The sequence below is a fragment of the Zobellia sp. B3R18 genome (assembly GCF_018860715.1).
Taxonomy (GTDB): domain Bacteria; phylum Bacteroidota; class Bacteroidia; order Flavobacteriales; family Flavobacteriaceae; genus Zobellia; species Zobellia russellii.
This window is the reverse complement of the sequence record NZ_JAHKQG010000010.1, coordinates 142,022-164,619: the sequence shown is the minus strand read 5'-3', so window position 1 is coordinate 164,619 and position 22,598 is coordinate 142,022. Positions and strand designations below refer to the sequence as shown.

The following is a 22,598-nucleotide window of genomic DNA, read 5'->3' as shown; positions in this document are numbered from 1 at the left end:
TTATTATAACTATACATAACACTTAATTATATAGAACAGATGACGGAGTTAAGAAAGACCATAGAAAGTGCGTGGGAGAACAGAGATCTTTTAAAGGAAACGGCCACCCAAGATGCCATAAGAGAAGTTGTAAATCTTTTGGACCAAGGTAAATTACGCTGTGCAGAACCAACCGCAGATGGATGGCAAATTAACGAATGGGTAAAAAAAGGCGTGGTACTTTACTTTCCTATTCAAAAAATGGAAACTCTTGAAGCCGGTATATTTGAATACCATGATAAAATTCCTCTAAAACGCGGTTATCAAGAAAAAGGTATTCGTGTAGTTCCAAACGCTGTTGCGCGTCATGGCGCATACATTTCTGCCGGAACCATTCTAATGCCAAGTTACGTTAACATTGGTGCTTATGTAGATGAAGGAACTATGGTAGATACCTGGGCCACTGTTGGTAGCTGTGCCCAAATAGGCAAAAATGTTCACCTAAGTGGTGGTGTAGGAATTGGTGGTGTTCTTGAGCCGTTACAAGCTGCCCCCGTAATTATTGAAGACAATGCTTTTATAGGTTCTAGATGCATTGTTGTAGAAGGTGTTCGTGTTGAAAAAGAAGCAGTTCTAGGAGCTAACGTAGTTCTTACGGCCTCTACAAAAATCATAGACGTTACCGGAGATGAACCTATTGAAATTAAAGGTAGGGTTCCTGCCCGTTCAGTTGTTATACCAGGGAGCTATACAAAGAAGTTTCCTGCCGGTGAATTTCAAGTGCCTTGCGCATTGATCATTGGTACGAGAAAGGAAAGTACAAATAAAAAGACTTCTTTAAACGATGCTTTAAGGGAATATGATGTAGCGGTTTAAGTAAACTAAAATATCAATTAAGCCCATAGTCGTTTACTGTAAGCGTCTATGGGTTTTTTTGGTAAAATAATGTGATTTGTACGCAACCTTTTTAAATTCATTGGTCTAGTTAATAAGTGAAGCGTAAGAAAAGTACTTAAAAAAGCAATTTATAGTTACTTTTTAAGTTATAATCTAGCAAGTTAAGAACGAACATATATAAATTTTCATTGATTTTGAGTAATTCTGACCATAAGCTTTCGGCATTGATCATTACCTTTAACGAAATGGAGCACATTAAAAAATGTATTGCTTCCGTTTCCTTTGCGGATGAGATAATCGTGGTTGATTCCTATAGTACTGATGGCACGTACGAATACTTAAATGCACTACCCAATGTTCAGGTAATTCAACGTCCGTTTAAAAATTTCACCGATCAAAAGTCATTTACCCTAAACAGAGCGTCTAACGATTGGATTCTATTTGTAGATGCCGATGAAGTTGTACCTAGCTCTTTAAAAACTGAAATTACCCAAACCATACACGACCCAAATGCCTTGAGTGCCTATTGGTTTTATAGAAAGTTCATGTTCAAAAATTGCAAACTGAACTATAGCGGATGGCAAACCGATAAAAATATAAGGTTATTCAAAAAAAGTCAATGTCAGTTCACCCAAAACAAATTAGTTCACGAAACTTTGCAAGTAAACGGTAGAACTGGTGTCCTTAGAGAAAAACTAATCCATTATTGCTATAAAGGCTATTGGGACTATAAAGCAAAAATGGTTCATTACGGGAGACTAAAAGCTAAGGAATTATACGCCCATAAAAAATCTTGCAATATTTTGAAGCTTCTCATTAAACCTATTTGGAAATTTTCCTATAATTACTTCATACGGTTAGGTTTCATTGACTTACATAGAGGTTTTACTGTTTGTTATTTAAACGCTTTAAGTGTCTATACTAGATATTCCGAGCTTTCTAAGCTAGAAGCAAGTGCTAAAGCACAAAAAACTATAGGCAAGGAAGCTTATAAACTTAACAATGTTGATATAGCAACCAACTAAACTCTATGGTCCTAATCAATAAAATGTATTAGGAAATAGAATAGATTTGTTCTCTTTTTCCAAACCTTCACAACCGTTTGTTTTTATATTCCTATTTTCACACTTCGGTAAACGGATGAAAATTGCTATTACCCATTGAGCCTTCATATTGAACAAAATAAATCTACATTTTATAATTGGCGCAAAATAATATGACAAAAACGGCACTTGTGGAAGTTAGTACCAGCCATGAAGAATGTTTTTATTCTCAGGCTAGATTTATGCAGAATACAGAATTTGAACTTGACCTTTATATTCACCCTAATCTAAATTCCCAAATTGCTTCCTATCAAAGGTTATTTAAAAGCATTTTCTTTGCTAAAGAAGAGAGTGGATTGTTTAAAAAACTCTGGTCATCAATTCAACTTGTAAAAAAATTGAAAAACTATGACCTTATTATTTTTAATACTGCTAGTTCCAGCAAATTAATTAGAAATACCATATTCCTTCTAAATCTTTACCCAAAAACCAAATGTATTGGCCTACTCCATAATACCAAAAAGTTAGAGTCTAGCTTTACCCAAAAAATAATTTCCACCAAAATAAAGCAGTACTTTGTTCTAGCCGACCATCTCGTTAAATCACCTTCAAGAAAAATTAAACTTGAAAGCTTCTACCCTATTTACTTTCCAAAAATTAAAACAAGCGTTGTTAAAAAAGAAAATGAAATTTGGATCGTTATTCCTGGAAGAATAGACTTTTCAAGAAGAAATTATACTTTACTCTCAAACGCCTTAGAAAAGGTGAGTACTCTAACCAACGTTAGGTTTATTTTTTTAGGAAAGCTATTGGAAACAACTAAAGATGGCAAAGCACTTCTTTTTGAATTCAAAAAAAGTGCTTTCTTTAAAAAAATTCTCTTTTTTGATTATTATATTGAAAATGAAGAATATCAGGCATACTTGTCCAGTGCAGATTTTATAATGCCTCTATTAAAATCGGACAGTTCCTACTTAAATCATAAAATATCCGGAAGCTTTAATTTAGCGTATGCCTATGAAAAACCTATCTTGGCCCAAGATTTTTTCATGGATATACCTGATTTTTCAGGACATGCAATCTTTTTTCATAAAGATAATTTACATTTCATTCTTGAAGAACTTGATAAGAGAAATCTAAAGCATCCTGCTATTAAACAGTTAGATAAATGGTCATTTGAAAACCAGAAAAAGAACTACCTTAATTTTCTTCGCCTAACACATTAAATGTGACTTATAATTTAGATTTTTTAAGCTCTTTAATGAATAATGTTTAGCTTTACGATTATAGCTTTTTAGAGACACATGAGAATAGGTTATGACGCCAAAAGGATTTTTCACAATAGAACTGGATTAGGCAACTATGGTCGCGACATCCTGAGAATAATGAACTCATATCCTGAAATGGAAGAGTTTTTCCTTTTCAACACCAAAACCCCGAGCGTAAATAGAAAAATTGCTTTAGAAAAATCAACCATTATCTATCCAACGGGCTGGTTTTGGAAAAACTTTCCCGCCTTATGGCGTTTGTTCGGCCAATGGAATCAAATAAACCATTTAAAGTTAGACTGGTACCATGGCCTATCCGGAGAAATTCCAATTCAGCTTAAAAAACAAGGTACAGCAAAAATTGTCACAATTCACGACCTTATTTTTATAAGCCACCCTAAATATTATAATTTTTGGGACCGTGTCATTTATCGCCTAAAATTTTATTATGCGGTGCATGCGGCAGACCATATTGTGGCTATTAGCGAACAAACCAAAAGAGATATAATAAAGTTCTTAAAAGTATCTCCTGATAAGATTACGGTAGTGTATCAAGGATGTCACAACGCATTCAAAACTATATATTCCGAAGAACAAAAAAATGAGATTAGAGCACGTTATTTTCTTCCTGAACAATTTATACTAAATGTAGGTACTATTCAGGAGCGTAAAAACGTCTTGGCCATAATTAAATCTATAAAAGGTACCAACTACCATTTGGCTCTGGTAGGAGGAGAAAAGTCTTATGCAAAAAAGGTACGCAGATACATCCAAGAGCATAACATGCAGAAACAGGTAACCTTTGTAAAAAAGATAAGCGTTCAAGATTTGGCCATTTTATACCAAGCTGCCACCCTACTCTGCTATCCTTCATATTGTGAAGGGTTTGGCATTCCTTTGATTGAAGCGCTATTCAGCAAAATACCCATTATTGTTACCAAAGGTGGATGTTTTCCGGAAGCTGCTGGGCCTGATGCTATTTATATTGACCCGGATAATACCGACGAGATTCTACAAAATATTAAGAAATTATATGAGTATCCCGAATTAAGAAAAGAGTTAGCTGAAAAAGGCTATTCTTATGTTCAAAAATTCAATGATGAAAATGTGGGCGCCAGTCTTGTTGCTCTCTATAAAAAAATTGGATAAATGGGGTCTATTTGCTTTTTTAATACGGCCATTGCTTGGGGCGGAGGAGAAAAGTGGCACTTTGAAGTCAGCCAACACCTCCATAACAAAGGAATACCCGTTTTTGTAGTTGCACACTCAAAAAGTATATTATTAGAAAAACTAAAGAAAACAGACATTCCCCATAAAGAAATTGCACTCTCCAACCTTAGCTTTATAAACCCTTTAAAAATAGTGCTGGTAAGAAATATTTTAAAAACTTGTATCATTGATTCTATTGTTATGAATCTATCAAGTGATGTGAAAATTGCGGGGCCAATAGCTAAATCCCTGAATATCCCAAGAGTTATTTATAGGCGTGGTAGTGCTATTCCTATCAAAGATACTTTTCTCAATAGGTATCTATTTAAAAAAGTTCTTACAGAAATACTTGCCAATTCAATAGCTACAAAAAAAACCGTTTTGGAATACAACCCCAAGCTGTTTCCTAATGAGAAAATAACGGTCATATACAACGGGGTTAAAGTTCCAAAATTACCAAAAACGGATAGTCCTCCCGAAAAAAACAAAACTATTACATTAATAAATATAGGCAGATTAGAGCATCAAAAAAACCAAGGTTTTCTGCTGGATGTCGCCAACAAATTATTACAAAAAGGAATAGATTTTAAGTTATTGATTGGTGGTGAAGGACGTTTACGCGATGAATTACAATCAAGAATAGATAATGAAGGTCTATCAAAAAATGTAGAGCTTAGGGGGTTCATTGAAAAACCTTATGATTTTATTTCCATGGGTGACGTTTTTTTGCTTTCATCTCATTGGGAGGGCTTTGGATATGTTTTGGCAGAAGCGGCACTTTGTGGCAAACCATCTATTGCTTTTAATATTAGTAGCAACCCGGAAGTAGTTGTGCACCAAAAAACCGGAATATTAACTCCCCCTAACAATATAGACAGCTTTGTAGAAGCTATCGAAACTTTTGTTAAGGATAAATTTCTGATTGAGAAAATGGGTGCAGCAGCAAGAGCTTTTGCAGTAAATCAATTTGAAAAATCAAAAAAACTAAGAGAAATAGAAGCGTACTTGATAGATGAATAGAAAGGAGAAAATCTCGGCTTTACTAATTACTCTCAACGAGGAAAAACACATAGATGCGGTCTTACAGAACTTATCGTTTTGTGATGAAATCATTGTTGTGGATTCTTTTAGTACTGATCGCACTATAGAAATTATAGAAAAGCACCGGAATGTACAACTCATACAACGCCCTTTTAAAAATTATACCGATCAAAAACAATTCGCTTTAGATCAAGCTAATTTTAACTGGGTGCTGTTCATGGATGCCGATGAACGAGTTACCCCTGATCTTGAAAAAGAAATTCTTCATGAAATTGAGCACGCCAGCGATCCTGCTGCCGCTTATTATTTTTTAAGAATATTCATGTATAAAGACAAAGTCCTACATTTTAGTGGATGGCAAACGGACAAAAATTACCGACTGTTTCAAAAAGATAAAGTAAAATTCGTTTCTGACAGGATTGTTCATGAAACCCTAGAAGTCAATGGCAGGTCTGAAACTCTAAAAAACAGACTTATACATTACTCTTTCAACAGTTATGAAGAGTATAAATCAAAGATGGTTAAATATGGTAAAATGAAGGCCAAAGAATCCTTTGATGCAGGTAAAAAAGCTAGGTGGTATCATTCGGTTTTAAGACCCAGTTGGAAATTCTTTAATCACTATATACTTAGATTGGGATTTTTAGATGGCAAAAAAGGTCTTGTTATTTCCTATCTAAATGCACTGGGGGTTTACACCAGATTCAAAGAACTTAAACGTCTGAATTCAGCAAATTATAAATGAGACGGAATCCTAAAAGTATAATCCTTTTCTGTCCCACAAAAAATTGGGGTGGGATAGAAAAAAATCTGCTATTAAGAGCCATATATTTAGGTAATGCTGGCTATAAAGTTGTAGTAGTACTATTAGAAAACACATTCGAAACAAAGTTTTTAAATCTCACAAATGTTACTGTTCACACCATTACAAAACGCGGTGGAGATTTAAATTTCTTTGTTGTTATAAGATATGTAAGACTTATTAAAAAAGTTAAGCCTGTAACGGTATTTGCAGCGCTTAAACGAGATTGGTGGTTAGTTTCGTTATCGGCCCACTTAACCAAAGTACCCAATAAAATCCTATATCTTGGCAACCTCAGAAAGGTTAAGTCCAGTCTAAAGTATCGTCTAGTATTTGAGGTTTTTAAGTCCAAGGTGTTGGTCAATAGCGATTCTTTAAAAGATGATTTGTTACAAAATAGCTCTCACTTTAATTCAAGTAATCTTATTAAAATTAATAATGGTATAGAACTCCCAATTATTAAAAAAGATGAAGATTGGCTTCCTTTAAAATCTCTAAATCTTCCCGCAGATACATTTTTCGTAGGTGTTGCAGGATGGTTGAATTACAGAAAAGGATTCGATCTTTTACCTGAGATACTAGAAAAATTACCCCAAAATGTGCATATATTACATGCGGGCACAGGTGGTTTTGAACTGAATATGGATGAAATACTATCCAAATACCCCAATCTTGTATCACGCATTCACTTTCTTGGTCATGTTAGCGCAATGGACCAATTTTTTCAAAATATTGATGTGTTCCTATTATGTTCTAGAGAAGAGGGCATGGCCAACGTATTATTGGAATCATTAAGTCATGGTGTGCCCATTGTATCCACAAAAGTACCTGGTAGCGAAGAATTGTTGGATAACGGTGCCTACGGTATCTTAACCGAAATAAACGATGTGACCGCTATGGCCAATGGCATTCAGTCCATAATGGAGCAACATATAAAATTTGAGCCCGATTATTTAAAACAGAGAATCACAAGTAGTTTTTCTTTAGAAAAAATGATGAGAAATACGGAACAATTATTTTTTCCTCCAGAGTAATAATTTATTGAATCATGACCGAAGAAATCAACAAATGCATAGAAGTCCTAAATCAAGGCGGCCTCATTCTCTACCCAACTGATACTGTTTGGGGCATTGGTTGCGACGCCTCCAATGAAGCGGCCGTAAAAAAAATTTACGACCTAAAGCAAAGAGAAGACAGTAAAGCCTTAATTTGTCTGGTGGCCAACGATGCCATGCTCGAAAGAACGGTAGAAAATGTTCCCGATTTGGCCTATGATATCATGGACCTTTCTACCAAACCCACCACTATTGTATATGATGGCCCAAAAGGGGTTGCCAAAAATTTAATTGCAGAAGACAATACTCTGGCTATTCGTGTAGCTTCGGATAAATTCTGCCGTTACCTGATCAATAAGTTCAAAAAACCTATAGTTTCTACCTCTTCCAACATTTCAGGGCAGCCAACCCCTAAAAGTTTTGCCGAAATAGACGAAGTTATTTTAAAAGGTGTAGACTATGTGGTAAATTTGCAGCCCGAACAAAAAAATGCGGTTCCTTCTGCCATTATCAAACTAAGCAGTGATGGCACGGTAAAAATCATACGTGAATAAAGTTCATGTCTTTCAAGGCATTGACCCTTATTAGTTATTCGTATTTTGAGCAGTATACTAAAAATGAAATCTTTGAACTACGAAAAAGCGCTTTCCAACCCTATTTTTAAAATCGTTTCTCAAGCAGCCGATGAAATTGGTGTGGACTGTTATGTTATTGGGGGATTTGTGAGGGATTTCCTTTTAAAAAGAGGAACGGCCAAAGACATAGATATTGTTGCTGTTGGAAGTGGTATTGAACTGGCAAAAAAGGTGGCGATCCTGCTCAAGGGAAAACCGCAGGTAAGCATATTTAAAAATTTTGGGACAGCTATGTTACGTCATGGTGATATAGAACTGGAATTTGTTGGGGCCCGTAAAGAAAGTTACCATAGGGATAGCCGTAAACCCGTAGTAGAAGACGGAACCCTGGCCGATGATCAAAATAGGCGGGATTTTACCATAAATGCATTGGCACTATCTTTAAAGTCAGATAACTTTGGAGAGCTTCTTGACCCCTTTAATGGGGTTGCCGATTTAGAGAAAAAAATTATTCGCACCCCTCTTGAACCGGGTATTACCTATTCTGATGACCCGTTGCGGATGATGCGTGCCATTCGCTTCGCTACACAGCTAAATTTTACCATTGAGCAAGCTTCCCTACAAGCCATTACGGATAACAAGGAACGTATAAAAATTATTTCCAAGGAGCGAATAGTTGATGAACTTAATAAAATTCTGTCCTGCGCAACACCTTCAACCGGGTTCGCCTTACTCCATAAAACTGGGCTTCTGCCGTATATTCTTCCTGAACTGGTAGCATTGCAAGGCATAGAAGAAATTGAAGGGCAACGCCACAAAGACAACTTTTGGCATACCCTAGAGGTGGTAGACAACATTTCAAAAACTACGGATAACCTATGGTTACGTTGGGCCGCACTATTGCACGACATTGGGAAAGCGCCAACGAAAAAGTTTCACAAAAAAATTGGTTGGACATTCCACGGACATGAATTTGTGGGCTCTAAAATGGTTTACAAACTGTTTAAAAGACTCCGTATGCCATTGAACGATAAAATGAAATTCGTTCAAAAAATGGTACTAATGAGTTCTAGACCCATTGTTCTTGCGGAAGATTATGCTACGGATTCGGCTGTACGCCGCTTGGTTTTTGATGCAGGGGAAAATGTAGAGGATTTAATGACGCTTTGCGAAGCCGATATCACTACCAAAAACCCTAAGAAACAACGAAGATATAAGAACAACTTTAAAGTTGTCCGTCAAAAAATTATTGAAGTAGAAGAGCGAGACCATATACGCCAATTTCAACCTCCGGTGAGCGGTGAAGAAATCATGAAAACCTTCAACCTAAAACCGTCAAAGGAAATTGGTATCATTAAAGAGGCTATCAAAGAAGCCATTCTAGAAGGTGAAATTCCCAATGAATACGAGGCCGCAAAAGAATTTATGTTGGCAAAAGGAAAAGCGCTTGGTCTTACACCCTCCTAAATAGGGTACAATGCCTATTTATATCCCTAAAAAAGATTGGACTTAGCTTAACAATACACCGCAGATTATCACGTTTTAATGTTGAACACAAATGAAAAACAATTAAAATATGTGAGGTGTTTTTTTAGCAACCTCTGTTTGCAGGTTAAAGTACCCGCTTTTCTGGTGATGAACAAAGAACAGTAGTGCTTAGCAACAAAAATAGATACCTTTACAACCACATATACAAAATTGCCTTCTTTTTATCCAACTAAAAAGTCATGAAAAAATTCCTCCTGATTGTACTTTTAACCGCTGCCTCACTTTGTGGACTTAGAGCACAGCAAGATGCCCAATATACACAATACATGTACAATACTATGGCTATTAATCCAGCTTACGCCGGTTCTCGCGGCGTACTTAGTATTGCGGGATTGCACCGTTCGCAATGGGTTGGTGTAGAAGGCGCGCCAAAAACACAGACTCTCAGTTTGCACACTCCTATCAATGACAGGGTAGGCGTTGGTCTTTCCATTGTAAATGATGACATAGGAAACGGAACCAGCCAAGAAACCTATTTTGACGGTGTTTTTTCCTATACGGTACCTATTTCAAGAGAAGCAAATCTTTCATTTGGACTAAAAGCCAGTGCTCATGTCCTAAACTTGGATTTTAGTAAATTGTCCAACTACAGCAACGAAGCCTCTGGAGCAGGCCTTACCAACATTGACAATAAGCTTTCCCCTAATTTTGGAGCCGGTGTCTATTATTACGATGAACGATTTTACATGGGGCTTTCCGTGCCTAATTTCTTGGCTACAAAACATTTTGACGGTGATGCCTCTAGCTCTTCTTTTTTAGCCAAAGAACGCATGAATTTTTATTTGGTTTCGGGATATATCTATGACTTAAACCAAAGATGGCAGTTTAAACCCGCAGTACTATTAAAAGCAGTTAATGGAGCTCCATTACAAATAGATTTATCCGCTAATTTCATGTTCAACAATAAATTTATATTGGGGGCGGGTTATCGTTGGGATGCGGCTCTAAGTGGCATGTTCGGTTTTCAAGCCTCGGACCAAATATTGCTAGGTCTGGCTTATGACAGAGAGGTTACGGAATTAGGTGGCACCAGATTTAACGATGGCTCTTTTGAAGTGGTATTGAGATATGAATTTAAATCTAGGTATAGAAGAACAACCGCTCCAAGATTCTTTTAAAAAAATTTCCACAACAGCTTTAAAACAATTTTTTCGGTATTAACCATTCTTTCTCCCTACTTCCCTTTTTCTCAATCTACCGTATCTACCCTATGGCAAATAAATCATCCTACAGCTTATAAGGTCTATACATCTGGTTTTTCGTACTATACAACATATAATTTGAGACGTCTGTATCCCTGCTTAAATTTACGTTACAACGTTGTAAGTCTTTATCTACAATAATTTTATAAAGACCGCATAAAATACATTCCCTTTTGGCGAATCGTTTAAAAAAAATTTTCGGGGCCTTTCTTTTGTTCTTACTTGCCCATGTGGCAAACGCCCAACAAACCACAAATTGGACAGCGGTATCCTCTTCTGTATGGGAGTCTGTTACCGATGATGGGTTAGTGCGTGTGGAGTGTAGAGTAGCAGGAGGGGTGACTGTTTTAGGAAACGAAACCATGGGCTGTACAAGCGCTTCCACTTATAGCGACCCTCTGGTATTTGGTAGTAATTCTTTAGAAATTTCCGCAAGTTCCACTGCCGATGGCAATTTAAACTTTTATTTTTTTGATGCAATTACAGGGGATCCCGTTCATATTGTAAATCCCATTTTGCATGCTGATAAAGTGGGCACTTTTGCCGTGGTCGCAATACTTTCCGATGCAGCAACTGGAAACTTTAATATTACAAACGGCACATGGACAGAGTTAAGTTCCAATGGTCCTATTTTTCAATCTACCCCTACCCTTTTCAATATTGACGACACTTCCCTGTTGATTAGTGGAGGAGGAGAATGTGTAAACGGTTCCAACATTGGAACAGGTGGAGGAAGCTTACGTGTTGAAAATGTTACAAGTTCCATAGAAATGGATGTAGATGTCACTGGCGGTTTACTTTCTCTCCTTACTGCTTCCGATGAAGTCGAATTCGTACTTACCAATCTCATCATTGCCGACCCAAAAATTGAAGTAACCAAAACGGTCATTGAAAATTTTGGAGACCCGGTCAGTATTGGAAATACAATTGATTATACCATTACCGTAGAAAACACCGGAAACGTTGCTTTGAACGCCATAGACCTAATGGATACGTTTACCGATATAGACACAAATACATTATCACTAACAAGTGGCCCAACCTTTAACTCATCAACTATGGGTTCTGGTGAAGGAACACTCCTTCCTACCGAAAACGCAACTTACTTAGCAAGTTTCGCTCTAAACTCAACCGCTATAGAAGCTGGAGGGGTCAGCAATCAAATTACTGTTCTTGCCGATAGTCCATATGGAACCGATGACGTAAACGACCTTTCCGATGACGGCATTGATACCGATGGAAACATTGAAGACGACCCTACCATAAGCTATTTCCCTACTGCAGAAAATGAAACCGTTACCATATGTGAAGCGGACACAATTGATATTAATGTTCTTTTAAACGATGATTTTGGTGGAAATGGGCCTGCCTCCGGCAGTATATTTATTGTTAGTTCCGCAAGTTCGGGAACTGTTTTGGTTAATGACAATGGTACTTCATCCAACCCTTTGGACGACTATATAACCTATACTTCGGCCACGGGGTATACCGGCTCAGACAGTTTTGTTTACGGAATAAGGGATAGCAAAGGATACACCCAACACGCCACGGTTTCTATTACAGAACAGGCCGCTCCCGATGCAGGTACGGACGGAACGTTGACTATCTGCGAAGGGGCAACGGTAAACGAATCACAACTTTTTGCTCAACTCGGTGGTACTCCCGATTCTGGCGGAATCTGGTCACCGGCAATGGCAGGTGCAGGAACTTATACCTATACCGTTACGGCGACAGCGCCTTGTACTGTGGACAGCACATCCGAAGTGGTAGTTTCCGAACAGGCCGCTCCCAATGCAGGTACAGACGGAACTTTGACCATCTGCGAAGGTTCAACAGTAAACGAAACCCAACTTTTCGCACAGCTTGGTGGAACTCCCGATTCAGGTGGAACATGGTCTCCAACAATGGCAGGTGCCGGAACCTATACCTACACCGTTACGGCGACAGCGCCATGTACCGTTGATGATACTTCAGAAGTAGTGGTCTCCGAACAGGCCGCTCCCGATGCAGGTTCCGATGGAACTTTGACCATCTGCGAAGGAGCGACGGTAAACGAAACTCAACTTTTCAGTCAGCTTGGAGGTACACCCGATTCTGGGGGGACATGGTCGCCAGCAATGGCAGGCGCTGGAACCTATGCCTACACGGTCACAGCAACTTCACCATGTACAGTGGACAGCACATCCGAAGTGGTAGTTTCCGAACAGGCAGCTCCCGATGCAGGTACAGACGGAACATTGACCATCTGCGAAGGCGCAACGGTAAATGAAACCCAACTTTTCGCACAGCTCGGTGGAACCCCTGATTCCGGTGGGACATGGTCACCGGCAATGGCTGGTGCCGGAACCTATACCTATACCGTTGCGGCGACAGCACCTTGTACCTTAGATAGCACATCCGAAGTGGTAGTTTCGGAACAGGCCGCTCCCGATACAGGTTCCGATGGAACTTTGACAATCTGCGAAGGGTCAACAGTAAACGAAAGCCAACTTTTTACCCAACTCGGTGGCACTCCCGATTCCGATGGGACATGGTCACCTGCAATGGCAGGAGCCGGAACCTATACCTATACCGTTGCGGCGACAGCACCTTGTACCTTAGACAGCACATCCGAAGTGGTAGTTTCCGAACAGGCCGCTCCCGATGCAGGTACCGATGGAACGTTGACCATTTGCGAAGGTTCAACAGTAAACGAAACCCAACTTTTTGCTCAACTCGGTGGAACTCCCGATTCAGGTGGGACATGGTCGCCTACTCCTTCAGGAGCAGGAACCTATACCTACACGGTCGCAGCTACTGCACCATGTACAGTGGACAGCGCATCCGAAGTGGTAGTTTCCGAACAGGCCGCTCCCGATGCAGGTACCGATGGAACGTTGACAATCTGTGAAGGCGCAACGGTAAACGAAACCCAACTTTTCGCACAGCTCAGCGGCACACCCGATTCCGGAGGAATCTGGTCACCGGCAATGGCAGGTGCCGGTACTTATACCTACACCGTTACGGCTACTGCTCCATGTACCGTTGATGATACTTCAGAAGTAGTGGTCTCCGAACAGGCCGCTCCCGATGCGGGTACGGACGGAACTTTGACCGTCTGTGAAGGCACAACGATAAATGAGACCCAACTTTTCGCTCAACTTGGCGGAACCCCTGATTCAGGTGGAACATGGTTTCCTGTAATGGCAGGTGCCGGCACGTATACCTACACCGTTACAGCGACAGCACCTTGTACCGTTGATGATATTTCCGAGGTGATAGTCTCCGAACAGGCCGCTCCCGATGCAGGTACGGACGGAACGTTGACCATCTGCGAAGGGGCGACGGTAAACGAAACCCAACTTTTCGCACAGCTTGGCGGTACACCCGATTCCGGTGGGACATGGTCACCAGCAATGGCAGGTGCCGGAACTTATACCTATACCGTTGCAGCTACTGCACCATGTACAGTGGATGGTACATCGGAAGTAGTGGTCTCCGAACAGGCAGCTCCCGATGCGGGTACAGACGGAACTTTGACTATTTGTGAAAGCACAACGGTTACAGAATCACAGCTTTTCGCTCAGCTCGGTGGCACTCCGGATTCCAGTGGGACATGGTCTCCAGCAATATCAGGCGCAGGAACCTATACTTACACCGTTGCGGCGACAGCGCCATGTACCGTTGATGATACTTCAGAAGTAGTGGTCTCCGAACAGGCCGCTCCCGATGCAGGTACGGACGGAACGTTGAACATCTGCGAAGGGTCAACAGTAAACGAAACCCAACTTTTTGCTCAACTCGGTGGGACACCCGATTCCGGTGGGACCTGGTCACCGGCAATGGCAGGTGCCGGAACTTATACCTATACCGTTACGGCGACAGAGCCATGTACCGTTGATGATATCTCAGAAGTTATTGTTTCGGAACAGGCCGCTCCCGATGCAGGTACGGACGGAACGTTGACTATCTGCGAAGGAGCGACGGTTACCGAGTCTCAACTTTTCGCACAGCTTGGCGGAACCCCTGATTCAGGAGGGACTTGGTCGCCCACACTCTCAGGAGCAGGAACCTATACGTACACTATAGAAGGTTTCTCATGTCCCAATGCAACTGCTACCGTTACTGTTATTGAAGAAACATTGCCAGATGCCGGTACTAGTACCTCATTAATCATATGTCCCGATACTACAATATCTACTGCTCAACTTTTTTCACTCTTAGGAACTTCAGAAACTGGAGGAACTTGGAGTCCAAATCCCGAGAACGCTGGTGCAGGGGTTTATGTCTATAGCATTGCAGGCAATATTTGCGGCGGAAATTCTGAGGCTTCAGTTACAGTAACAATATCAAATCTAGATTCAGACGGAGATACCATTATAGATTGTAAAGAAAAACAGGATACTACAGACCCTTTTAATGACTGCGACTCCATTGATGGAACCCCCTTGTCCAATAGCGATTGTGACAATGATAATCTTTCGGAAGAGGAAGAAAATTTATTGGGCACAGACCCTAAGAATCCGGATACCGACGGTGACGGCGTACTGGACGGACAGGAAGTAACTGATAATACCGACCCCTTGGATTCTTGCGATTTCTTAGTGGTAAGTCAGACTCTTGAACCTAGCGCAGATTGGAAGTTGGAAGATTGTGATATGGACAACCTGAACAACGAACAGGAGGTAATGAGAGGAACCGACCCTGCAAATCCGGATACCGATGGGGATACAATTACCGACGGTCAAGAAGTTTTAGATAATACAGACCCACTTGATCCGTGCGATTCCGTAGGAGGAAATCCACCAGCCAATATTTCATGTGAGTTGTTCGTTGAAATAGATATAGTTAAGCCCGGAGATATTTTAAACGGAGCTTTTAAAATTATAAATATTGACCGATTCCCCGATAACCACGTAGAAATTTTTAACCGATGGGGAATTTTAGTTTGGGAATCCGAGGGTTATGATAATCAGAACAATGCTTTTGAAGGTTCTTCACAAGGACGTATAACTATAATCGAAAATCAGAAATTACCCTCCGGTGTTTATTTCTATCAAATAAAATATGTCTCAAAAGGAGAAGATAAAATGATAAGCGGGTATCTCTATCTGATGCGCCAATAATTAAGGATGAAAAAAGAACTTACATCTCTAATACTACTTCTGACCACTGTTTTTTGCTTTGGTCAGCAGGATGCGCAGTTCACTCAGTACATGTACAACACATTGTCTGTGAACCCTGCTTATGCCGGTTCTAGAGATGTCCTTGGGGTCTCCCTATTACATAGGTCACAATGGGTAGGCTTGGATGGTGCACCTAGTACTCAAACCTTCAATATCCAAGGAGCTTATACTAATAAAATAGGTTTAGGTTTTTCTATTGTTCATGACGAAATAGGGAATAACACCAACCAAAACACAAATTTTGATCTTGCTTTCTCATATAATATTCCAACATCGGAAAACTACAAACTTTCATTCGGCCTTTCAGCCGGAGGTCATCTATTAAATGTAGATTTTAATAAGTTAAGGAATTATAGTGCTAACTTGGCACCTTCCGTAGAAAGTGAACTCTACAAAAAGTTTTCTCCCAGTATTGGGGCTGGCGTTTATTTCTACTCCAACAAGTTCTACATAGGTCTCTCTACCCCTAACCTCTTAGAAACCGAACATTTTCAAAATCCAGATGATGATGGCACCGTAATAGCTTCAGAGCGTATGAATGTCTATTTGATATCAGGTTATGTCTTTGACCTAAATTCAAACTTAAAATTCAAACCTGCATACCTCATCAAGGCTGTTGCCGGAGCTCCCCTTCAAGTGGATGTTTCCGCCAATTTCCTGCTCAATGAAAAATTCACATTAGGAGCGGCATATCGGCTAGATGCTGCAGTGAGCGCGTTATTTGGATTTCAAATGGGAAAAAAAATTATGCTAGGACTAGCCTATGACCGTGAAATATCATCTCTGGGAGGGCAACAATTTAACAACGGTTCTTTTGAAATATTCCTTAGATATGAATTCATTAAAAGCGCTAAAATAGATTTAACCCCAAGATTCTTTTAGATATGAAGATAAAACCCACATATCTATTACTTCTACTCCTTTTAATCTGCTGGGGCACGAATTGTTTTTCGCAGAGGAAAAAGAAAGACACGGATGTTGATAATTTTGACCATTATGCCTACATGCAGGAAATTGAGTCCTATGCATCTTTGCTGGAAAAAGGATATGATGAAGTCACTATTCACAAGAAACTTGGTAATGCCAATTACCATAGTGCCAACTATGACGTAGCCACTTTTTGGTATGGAAAGCTTTTAGAAAACGACCAAGTTGCAGTTTCTCCAGACTATGTTTACAGGTATGCTTTAGCGCTCAAATCCATAAAACGATATGATGAGTCCAACCAATGGATGGAGAAATTCAAAAAAATAAAGAACAATGACACCCGGGCCAATCTGCACGCCCGCAATCCGGAATATCTAAAAGAGATTCAAATTCCAAAGGAACAATATACGATAGAGAACCTAGCTGCAATTAATTCCGAAGAATCGGATTTTGCTCCATCTTATTTTTTAAAAAACCTCGTATTTACTACCTCCAGAGACTTGGAAACCCAAAAATACAGTCCCCTTCCCTACCTTAATTTATATGAGTGCGAAGTTGGAGAAAAGGGCAAAACGGGACAGCTTTCTGTACTCTCAGAGGTTCTAAATACCAAAGCCAATGAATCCTCTACATCTTTTTCAAAGGATGGAAAAACTGTATATTTCACAAGGAACAATTTTTCCAAAAAATCTTTCAAAAGGGATAAAAATGGAATCAGTAGGTTAAAGATATACAGAGCTTTCAATACAAATGAAATTTGGCAAGAACCGGAAGACCTCCCCTTTAACGGCACCAATTTTTCGGTTGCCCATCCTTCTTTAAGTTCAGACGGAACAAAACTCTATTTTGCTTCCGATATGCCCGGTGGAATGGGCGCTTCTGATATTTACGTGGTAGATGTATTATCCGATGGTAGTTTTGGAGAACCCAAGAATTTAGGAGCTCCTATAAATACCGAGGGCAAAGAAACGTTTCCTTTTATTTCGGATTCAGGAATTCTATATTTTGCTTCTAACGGACACCCTGGTCTAGGCGGACTTGATATTTTCAAATTCGATATTAATACTGAAAATAAGGTAACCAATTTAGGAAGTCCTATTAATAGCCCGGAAGATGATTTTTCACTTGTATTGGACCCATCCGAAGAAATAGGCTATTTTGCTTCCAACAGAAAAGGTGGAAAAGGCAATGACGATATATATACCTTAAAACGAAATGATACTGACTGCTTTACCTTTATAGAAGGAAATGCCTATGATAAGGATTCTGACCAACCATTGGCAGAAACTCTTATTGAAGCGCTGGACTATGATGGGCAGAAGTTGGCAGAGACCCTGACCGCTTCTGATGGCTCGTACACTATACGTATCCCCTGCCAAGAAAAGCAATACCAGCTCGCCGGCAAAAAAGAAGGTTATGAGGTTGGCACGTTGTTTATGCTGACTACCAGCGATAAAAAACAGATTAGCGGTACGCGTTTAGAGCTAGAACTGTCTACCAAAGTTGCAGATGTAGGTTCCGATTTGGTCAAAATATTAAAGCTTACCCCTATTTATTTTGACCTGAACAGCTCCTACCTAAGAAAAGATGCCTACACCGAATTGGACAAGGTAGTTGATTATATGAGTAAAAGACCGGATATAAAAATTGCCGTGGGATCACATACGGATAGCCGTGAGGGAGATGAATATAATTTATGGTTATCCAAAAGAAGGGCTATGAGAACGGTAGCTTACATAACATCAAAAGGAATAGATTCTTCCCGAATTTCCGGTACGGGTTACGGTGAAACCCAATTATTGAACGATTGCGCCAATGGTGTAAGATGCTCGGAAAGGAAGCATCAACTGAATAGACGTTCAGAATTCATTGTAATAGAAAAATAACCTGGTTCCTGTCTAAGAAATAGCATTAGAGAGGGGGTAAAATAATTCTAGGAGCCTTATTTTTGCACAAAGGAAACTTCCTATGCAAAAGAACTTCAGAAAAGTAGCTAAAGTAGCCCTGGTCCTCGTATATCTTGTTATTATTGCCGGTGCCGTGGTACGTGGAACAGGAAGTGGAATGGGGTGCCCGGATTGGCCCAAATGTTTTGGACACTATATTCCTCCCACCGAAATTTCACAACTACAATGGAAACCAGATACCGATATCAAGAAAGGCCAAATCATTATTGCAGACGAAACTCTTCAAGTGGCCACGGAAAGTTTTAGAACCAGCACTTCGTTTGATAAAAACAACTGGAAAACTTACACCAAACATGATTATGCTCAGTTTAATCCCGCCCATACATGGATAGAGTACATCAATCGCCTATTTGGTGCTTTGGCAGGTCTGGCTACTTTAGTGCTTGCCGTTATGTCTATCCGGCTATTTAAAACCAATAAAAAAATAACCGTTCTGTCATGGCTCGTAGTCTTCGGTATGGGCTTTCAAGCCTGGTTGGGTGCAACGGTAGTTTATTCCGTCTTAGAGCCGGTTAAAATCACGGTCCACATGGTTATGGCATTGGTTATTGTGGCCGTTCTTCTATACATTATCTACTTAACAAAAGGAAAAGTAGAGAAACCCAAAAATTATAGAGATATTGTTCCGCTTGTAGCGCTGCTACTTTTTATGACCTTGGTGCAAGTAATTCTAGGTACTCAGGTAAGACAATTTGTAGATGATCAGATGGATATTTTTGGCGATGCGGCAAAAAACCAATGGCTAGTTAATGCAGATTGGCATTTTTACGTACATCGTTCGTTTTCAATAGTTGTTGTACTGCTAAACGTTTTTCTGGCTCAACGCATTTTTAAATACAAACTTAATTTCCCTAAAATAAATTGGGTACTACTATTCTTGCTGTTAGAGGCCTTGTCCGGTGTTGTCATGTACTACTTTCATTTTCCGCTCGCATCACAACCTATTCATCTGGTATTGGCCAGCTTGCTTTTTGGGGTTCAGTTTTATTTGCTTTTAGAAGCGTTAAGTGCTAAAAGAAGCTATAAATCTTTGTAACTTTGTCAACCCTTAAAAATTGTGGTTATGATTTACAAAATACGTGTCATATTAGATGCAAAAGAGGATATTTTCCGAGACCTAGAAATAGAAGCCAGTACTTCTATGGAAGAGTTTCATAATGCTATTGCACAATCTTTTGGGTTTCTTGGTAATGAAATGGCCTCTTTTTACACTTGCGATGAAGAATGGAACCAAGATGAGGAAATCGCCCTTTTTGATATGAGCGATAACGGTTCTGACGTACGCCTGATGAACGAAACGTTTTTGGAGGATATCATGACGGAAAACAGCCCAAAACTGATTTACGTTTATGATTTTTTAAGCATGTGGACGTTCTATGTAGAACTAGCGGATATTGTTGAACCTGAATCCGGTATTGCATACCCCAACGTATTGTTCAGCTTTGGTGAACTTCCCGAAACTCCACCAGAAAAGAATTTTGAGTCCAAACCCAAGTTTGATTTTGACGATACTTTTGACAATTACGATGATTTGGATTTTGATGAAAACTGGAATTAATTTGTTTCTTCCGGACCAGCAATATATCCATCTTTACAAATCCATTTATTTACAAATCCATTTAGCATTCTAATTTTAAGCAACACGTACCTTATCAAGAATTAAAACAGCTATTAAAATATGATTAACCTATATCCTACCCAAATCGAAACAATTTCCCTGCACCGTGTGGGGAACAAAAACAAAGGCGAAGGTATCTTTCTTTCCGAGGAGCCTTTTTCTTTAAATGATGAGACTACCGGTCTCCTTAAAGAGTACTTCTTTAAGCCTTTTCGTGAGAAGGAAGAGAACTATTTTAAGTTTGTAAATGATGTAGATGTTGAGTTTAACGAACTCTTTAAAGTAGTTACAGATATGTTTTCCGATCCGGAAAGCATGCACGTAAATTCTAAAAAAATAGCACAACACCTTTTTGAACAATCCAACCACCCACATATAAAAAGTGGTGAGGTCTATGTGGCGCATTTGTCTAATGTTATGCTGGATAACGAAAAGACCGAAGCTATTGGTGTTTTCAAAAGTGAGCTAAAACATGATTTTCTTCAATTTGAAGAAAAAGGAAGCAACCTAGATATTGTAATCCAGCAAGGTATCAACATTAACAAATTAGATAAAGGTTGTCTTATATTCAACGTAAACAAAGAAGAAGGATATAAAATTCTTTCTGTAGACAGTAACCGCTATGACACCAAATATTGGCTAGAAAATTTCTTGGATGTAGAGGCACTTGCAGATGAAAACTTCTACACTAAAAACTATTTGAAGTTTTGTCAGAATTTTGCAAAAGATGTGGTATTGCCTGCCGAGGATAAGCAACAGGAGGTTCTCTTTATGAACCGTGCGGTTAATCATTTTGCCAAGAACGATGCTTTTGAAGAGACAGGATTCCTGAACGAAGTAATGGAAAATCCTGAATTAATACCTGAATTCAAAAACTATAAAGTAGAAAAAGGACCCAAATTTAGTATTGAGGACGTATCTAATTTTGATATTGCGAACAAAGCCGTATCCGACGCTCGAAAGAAAATAAAAAATGTCATTAACCTAGACACCAACATACAGATTAAAATGGATTTTATAAATCCGGAATCTGCAGAAAAATTTGTAGAAAAGGGCTGGGACGAAGAACGCCAAATGTACTACTACCTTGTTTATTTTAATAAAGAGGAAAAAAACTAAAAATTAGGGTTGTTGGTATCACTAAAGTGCTATTACCTTTGATGCCAACAACCCCTTTTATTACTGTATTTTTATACGTTGTTCCAATATTTGCTTCATACTCACATCTTCGTAATTACGACGTACAAAGTTCAAGGCCAAATCCAATACTTCGCCCATAGTTTCGGACTTTCTAAATTGCTGGTCCAGTGTTAGTTCGTAGATTTGTTCTCGTAACATTTCCAAATTTTCCCGAGTAGAAATCGTATCTTTCTTAACAATGCCACGAAGCCGTTTTATACGTGCTCCAGAACTTAAAATTCGCTTGGCAACAATAGACCTTTCTTCCAACTTATATTGATCTACGGAATCTCTTCTCAGCTTTTTCCTTACAAGCTCTACCATCTGAAAATTTTCCTTAAAAAATTGGGGTCTATATACCTTTAGTTTCCCTTCAAAACACTGTTGATCAAAATCTATGGCACGTATACGATAAACCACATGGTCAAAGTCATGAACAGGAACAATAACGTAATTGTAAGACCTCATATCTCCCAATAAACGAATCATACAACGCTCATTGAATTTTACGAATTCTTTGGCCAATTGAGATTTTTCGGATTCCGTACAATTGGGCAACATATCCTTTATAAAAACATCTCCCGGAATACCGGCAATATGCTCTTCGATCAAGGTGTCTTTGTAGACCAAAAAGTTAAGGTTATAAGGAGAAAGCATATGCTCTAATTCCAGTCCGTATATCCTAGATGCATCGGTCTTTTTTACGTAAAAATAAGTGAAGTTATCGTTTAAAATATTCCTGACCTTTATCCGAAAAGGTTTGGAGTTTCCAAAGGTGCAGAAGTCTACCGCATCTACATTTAAGTATTGATGAATGTTATCACTACCATCCGAATGGAGTATGGAATATACCTTCTTTAGGCTATTATCAATTTCAATTCTATCAAACTCTGAATAATATACCCGTATCCACAGTGTATCCTCATCATCAGAATCATAGACCACTACAGAACCGGCAAAACGTAACAAATCCTCATAAAAGATGGGTATCTCTATTTTTCGGCTATAATGGCCTAAATATTGGTCTAGCTTCTTGCTCACCGGGTACGCCGGTTTTTTCTTCGACATGAGTCGTTCTTCTGACATATTTCCAATTTCCTTACAAATTAATCAATTCCCACAA

17 protein-coding genes are annotated in these 22,598 nt (G+C 39.2%); 16 read left to right on the top strand and 1 reads right to left on the bottom strand.

All coding sequences use genetic code 11. From position 1 onward, the window contains the following. Positions 1–39: 39 nt before the first annotated feature. The 16 genes from KO513_RS05990 (at position 40) to KO513_RS05915 (ending at position 21,415) form a co-directional block, all read left to right on the top strand. Positions 40–855 (top strand): 2,3,4,5-tetrahydropyridine-2,6-dicarboxylate N-succinyltransferase, encoded by an 816-nt coding sequence (locus tag KO513_RS05990; RefSeq protein WP_215912676.1) that lies wholly within the window; start codon positions 40–42, stop codon positions 853–855. A 215-nt stretch (positions 856–1,070) separates the two neighbouring features. Continuing rightward, positions 1,071–1,901, top strand: coding sequence for a glycosyltransferase family 2 protein (locus KO513_RS05985; protein WP_252735692.1), 831 nt, complete (start codon positions 1,071–1,073; stop codon positions 1,899–1,901). A gap of 191 nt (positions 1,902–2,092) precedes the next feature. Continuing rightward, positions 2,093–3,145 (top strand): hypothetical protein, encoded by a 1,053-nt coding sequence (locus tag KO513_RS05980; protein ID WP_215912675.1) that lies wholly within the window; start codon positions 2,093–2,095, stop codon positions 3,143–3,145. A 78-nt stretch (positions 3,146–3,223) separates the two neighbouring features. Continuing rightward, entirely contained in the window at positions 3,224–4,336 is a 1,113-nt protein-coding gene (locus KO513_RS05975; RefSeq protein WP_215912674.1) for a glycosyltransferase family 4 protein, read from the top strand. Further along, the gene (locus KO513_RS05970; protein WP_215912673.1) at positions 4,337–5,416 is read left to right on the top strand and encodes a glycosyltransferase; all 1,080 of its coding nucleotides are present in this window, start codon (positions 4,337–4,339) and stop codon (positions 5,414–5,416) included. It abuts the gene before it with no gap. Beyond that, positions 5,409–6,182 carry a glycosyltransferase family 2 protein gene (locus KO513_RS05965; RefSeq protein ID WP_215912672.1) on the top strand — a complete coding sequence of 258 codons (774 nt, stop codon included), beginning with the start codon at positions 5,409–5,411 and terminating at the stop codon, positions 6,180–6,182. The genes KO513_RS05970 and KO513_RS05965 overlap by 8 nt, the downstream gene beginning before the upstream one ends. After that, positions 6,179–7,273 carry a glycosyltransferase gene (locus KO513_RS05960; RefSeq protein WP_215912671.1) on the top strand — a complete coding sequence of 365 codons (1,095 nt, stop codon included), beginning with the start codon at positions 6,179–6,181 and terminating at the stop codon, positions 7,271–7,273. Before KO513_RS05965 ends, KO513_RS05960 begins: the two co-directional genes overlap by 4 nt. 14 nt (positions 7,274–7,287) lie before the next feature. Further along, the gene (locus tag KO513_RS05955) at positions 7,288–7,848 is read left to right on the top strand and encodes an L-threonylcarbamoyladenylate synthase (RefSeq protein ID WP_215441757.1); all 561 of its coding nucleotides are present in this window, start codon (positions 7,288–7,290) and stop codon (positions 7,846–7,848) included. 63 nt (positions 7,849–7,911) lie between these two features. Further along, complete coding sequence (locus KO513_RS05950; RefSeq protein ID WP_215912670.1) at positions 7,912–9,336, top strand: CCA tRNA nucleotidyltransferase; 1,425 nt, start codon at positions 7,912–7,914, stop codon at positions 9,334–9,336. A 260-nt stretch (positions 9,337–9,596) separates the two neighbouring features. Beyond that, positions 9,597–10,535: a PorP/SprF family type IX secretion system membrane protein gene (locus KO513_RS05945; RefSeq protein WP_215912669.1), complete on the top strand. Its 939-nt coding sequence runs from the start codon at positions 9,597–9,599 to the stop codon at positions 10,533–10,535. A gap of 257 nt (positions 10,536–10,792) precedes the next feature. Then, positions 10,793–15,724: a gliding motility-associated C-terminal domain-containing protein gene (locus KO513_RS05940; RefSeq protein ID WP_215912668.1), complete on the top strand. Its 4,932-nt coding sequence runs from the start codon at positions 10,793–10,795 to the stop codon at positions 15,722–15,724. A 6-nt stretch (positions 15,725–15,730) separates the two neighbouring features. Beyond that, on the top strand, positions 15,731–16,666 hold the full coding sequence (locus KO513_RS05935; RefSeq protein WP_215912667.1) for a PorP/SprF family type IX secretion system membrane protein: 936 nt from the start codon (positions 15,731–15,733) through the stop codon (positions 16,664–16,666). Between the two features lie 2 nt (positions 16,667–16,668). Beyond that, entirely contained in the window at positions 16,669–18,597 is a 1,929-nt protein-coding gene (locus KO513_RS05930; RefSeq protein ID WP_215912666.1) for an OmpA family protein, read from the top strand. Between the two features lie 82 nt (positions 18,598–18,679). After that, positions 18,680–19,714, top strand: a complete 1,035-nt coding sequence (locus tag KO513_RS05925; RefSeq protein WP_215912665.1) for a COX15/CtaA family protein — start codon at positions 18,680–18,682, stop codon at positions 19,712–19,714. 27 nt (positions 19,715–19,741) lie between these two features. Next, a complete protein-coding gene (locus tag KO513_RS05920) occupies positions 19,742–20,236 on the top strand; it encodes an IS1096 element passenger TnpR family protein (protein WP_215441560.1) in 495 nt (164 codons plus the stop codon). A 120-nt stretch (positions 20,237–20,356) separates the two neighbouring features. After that, positions 20,357–21,415, top strand: a complete 1,059-nt coding sequence (locus KO513_RS05915) for a nucleoid-associated protein (RefSeq protein ID WP_215441558.1) — start codon at positions 20,357–20,359, stop codon at positions 21,413–21,415. Positions 21,416–21,475: 60 nt separating this feature from the next. On the opposite strand, the gene KO513_RS05910 is transcribed toward KO513_RS05915, so the two are convergent. Then, entirely contained in the window at positions 21,476–22,561 is a 1,086-nt protein-coding gene (locus tag KO513_RS05910; protein WP_215441556.1) for a hypothetical protein, read from the bottom strand. Between the last annotated feature and the right edge of the window lie 37 nt (positions 22,562–22,598).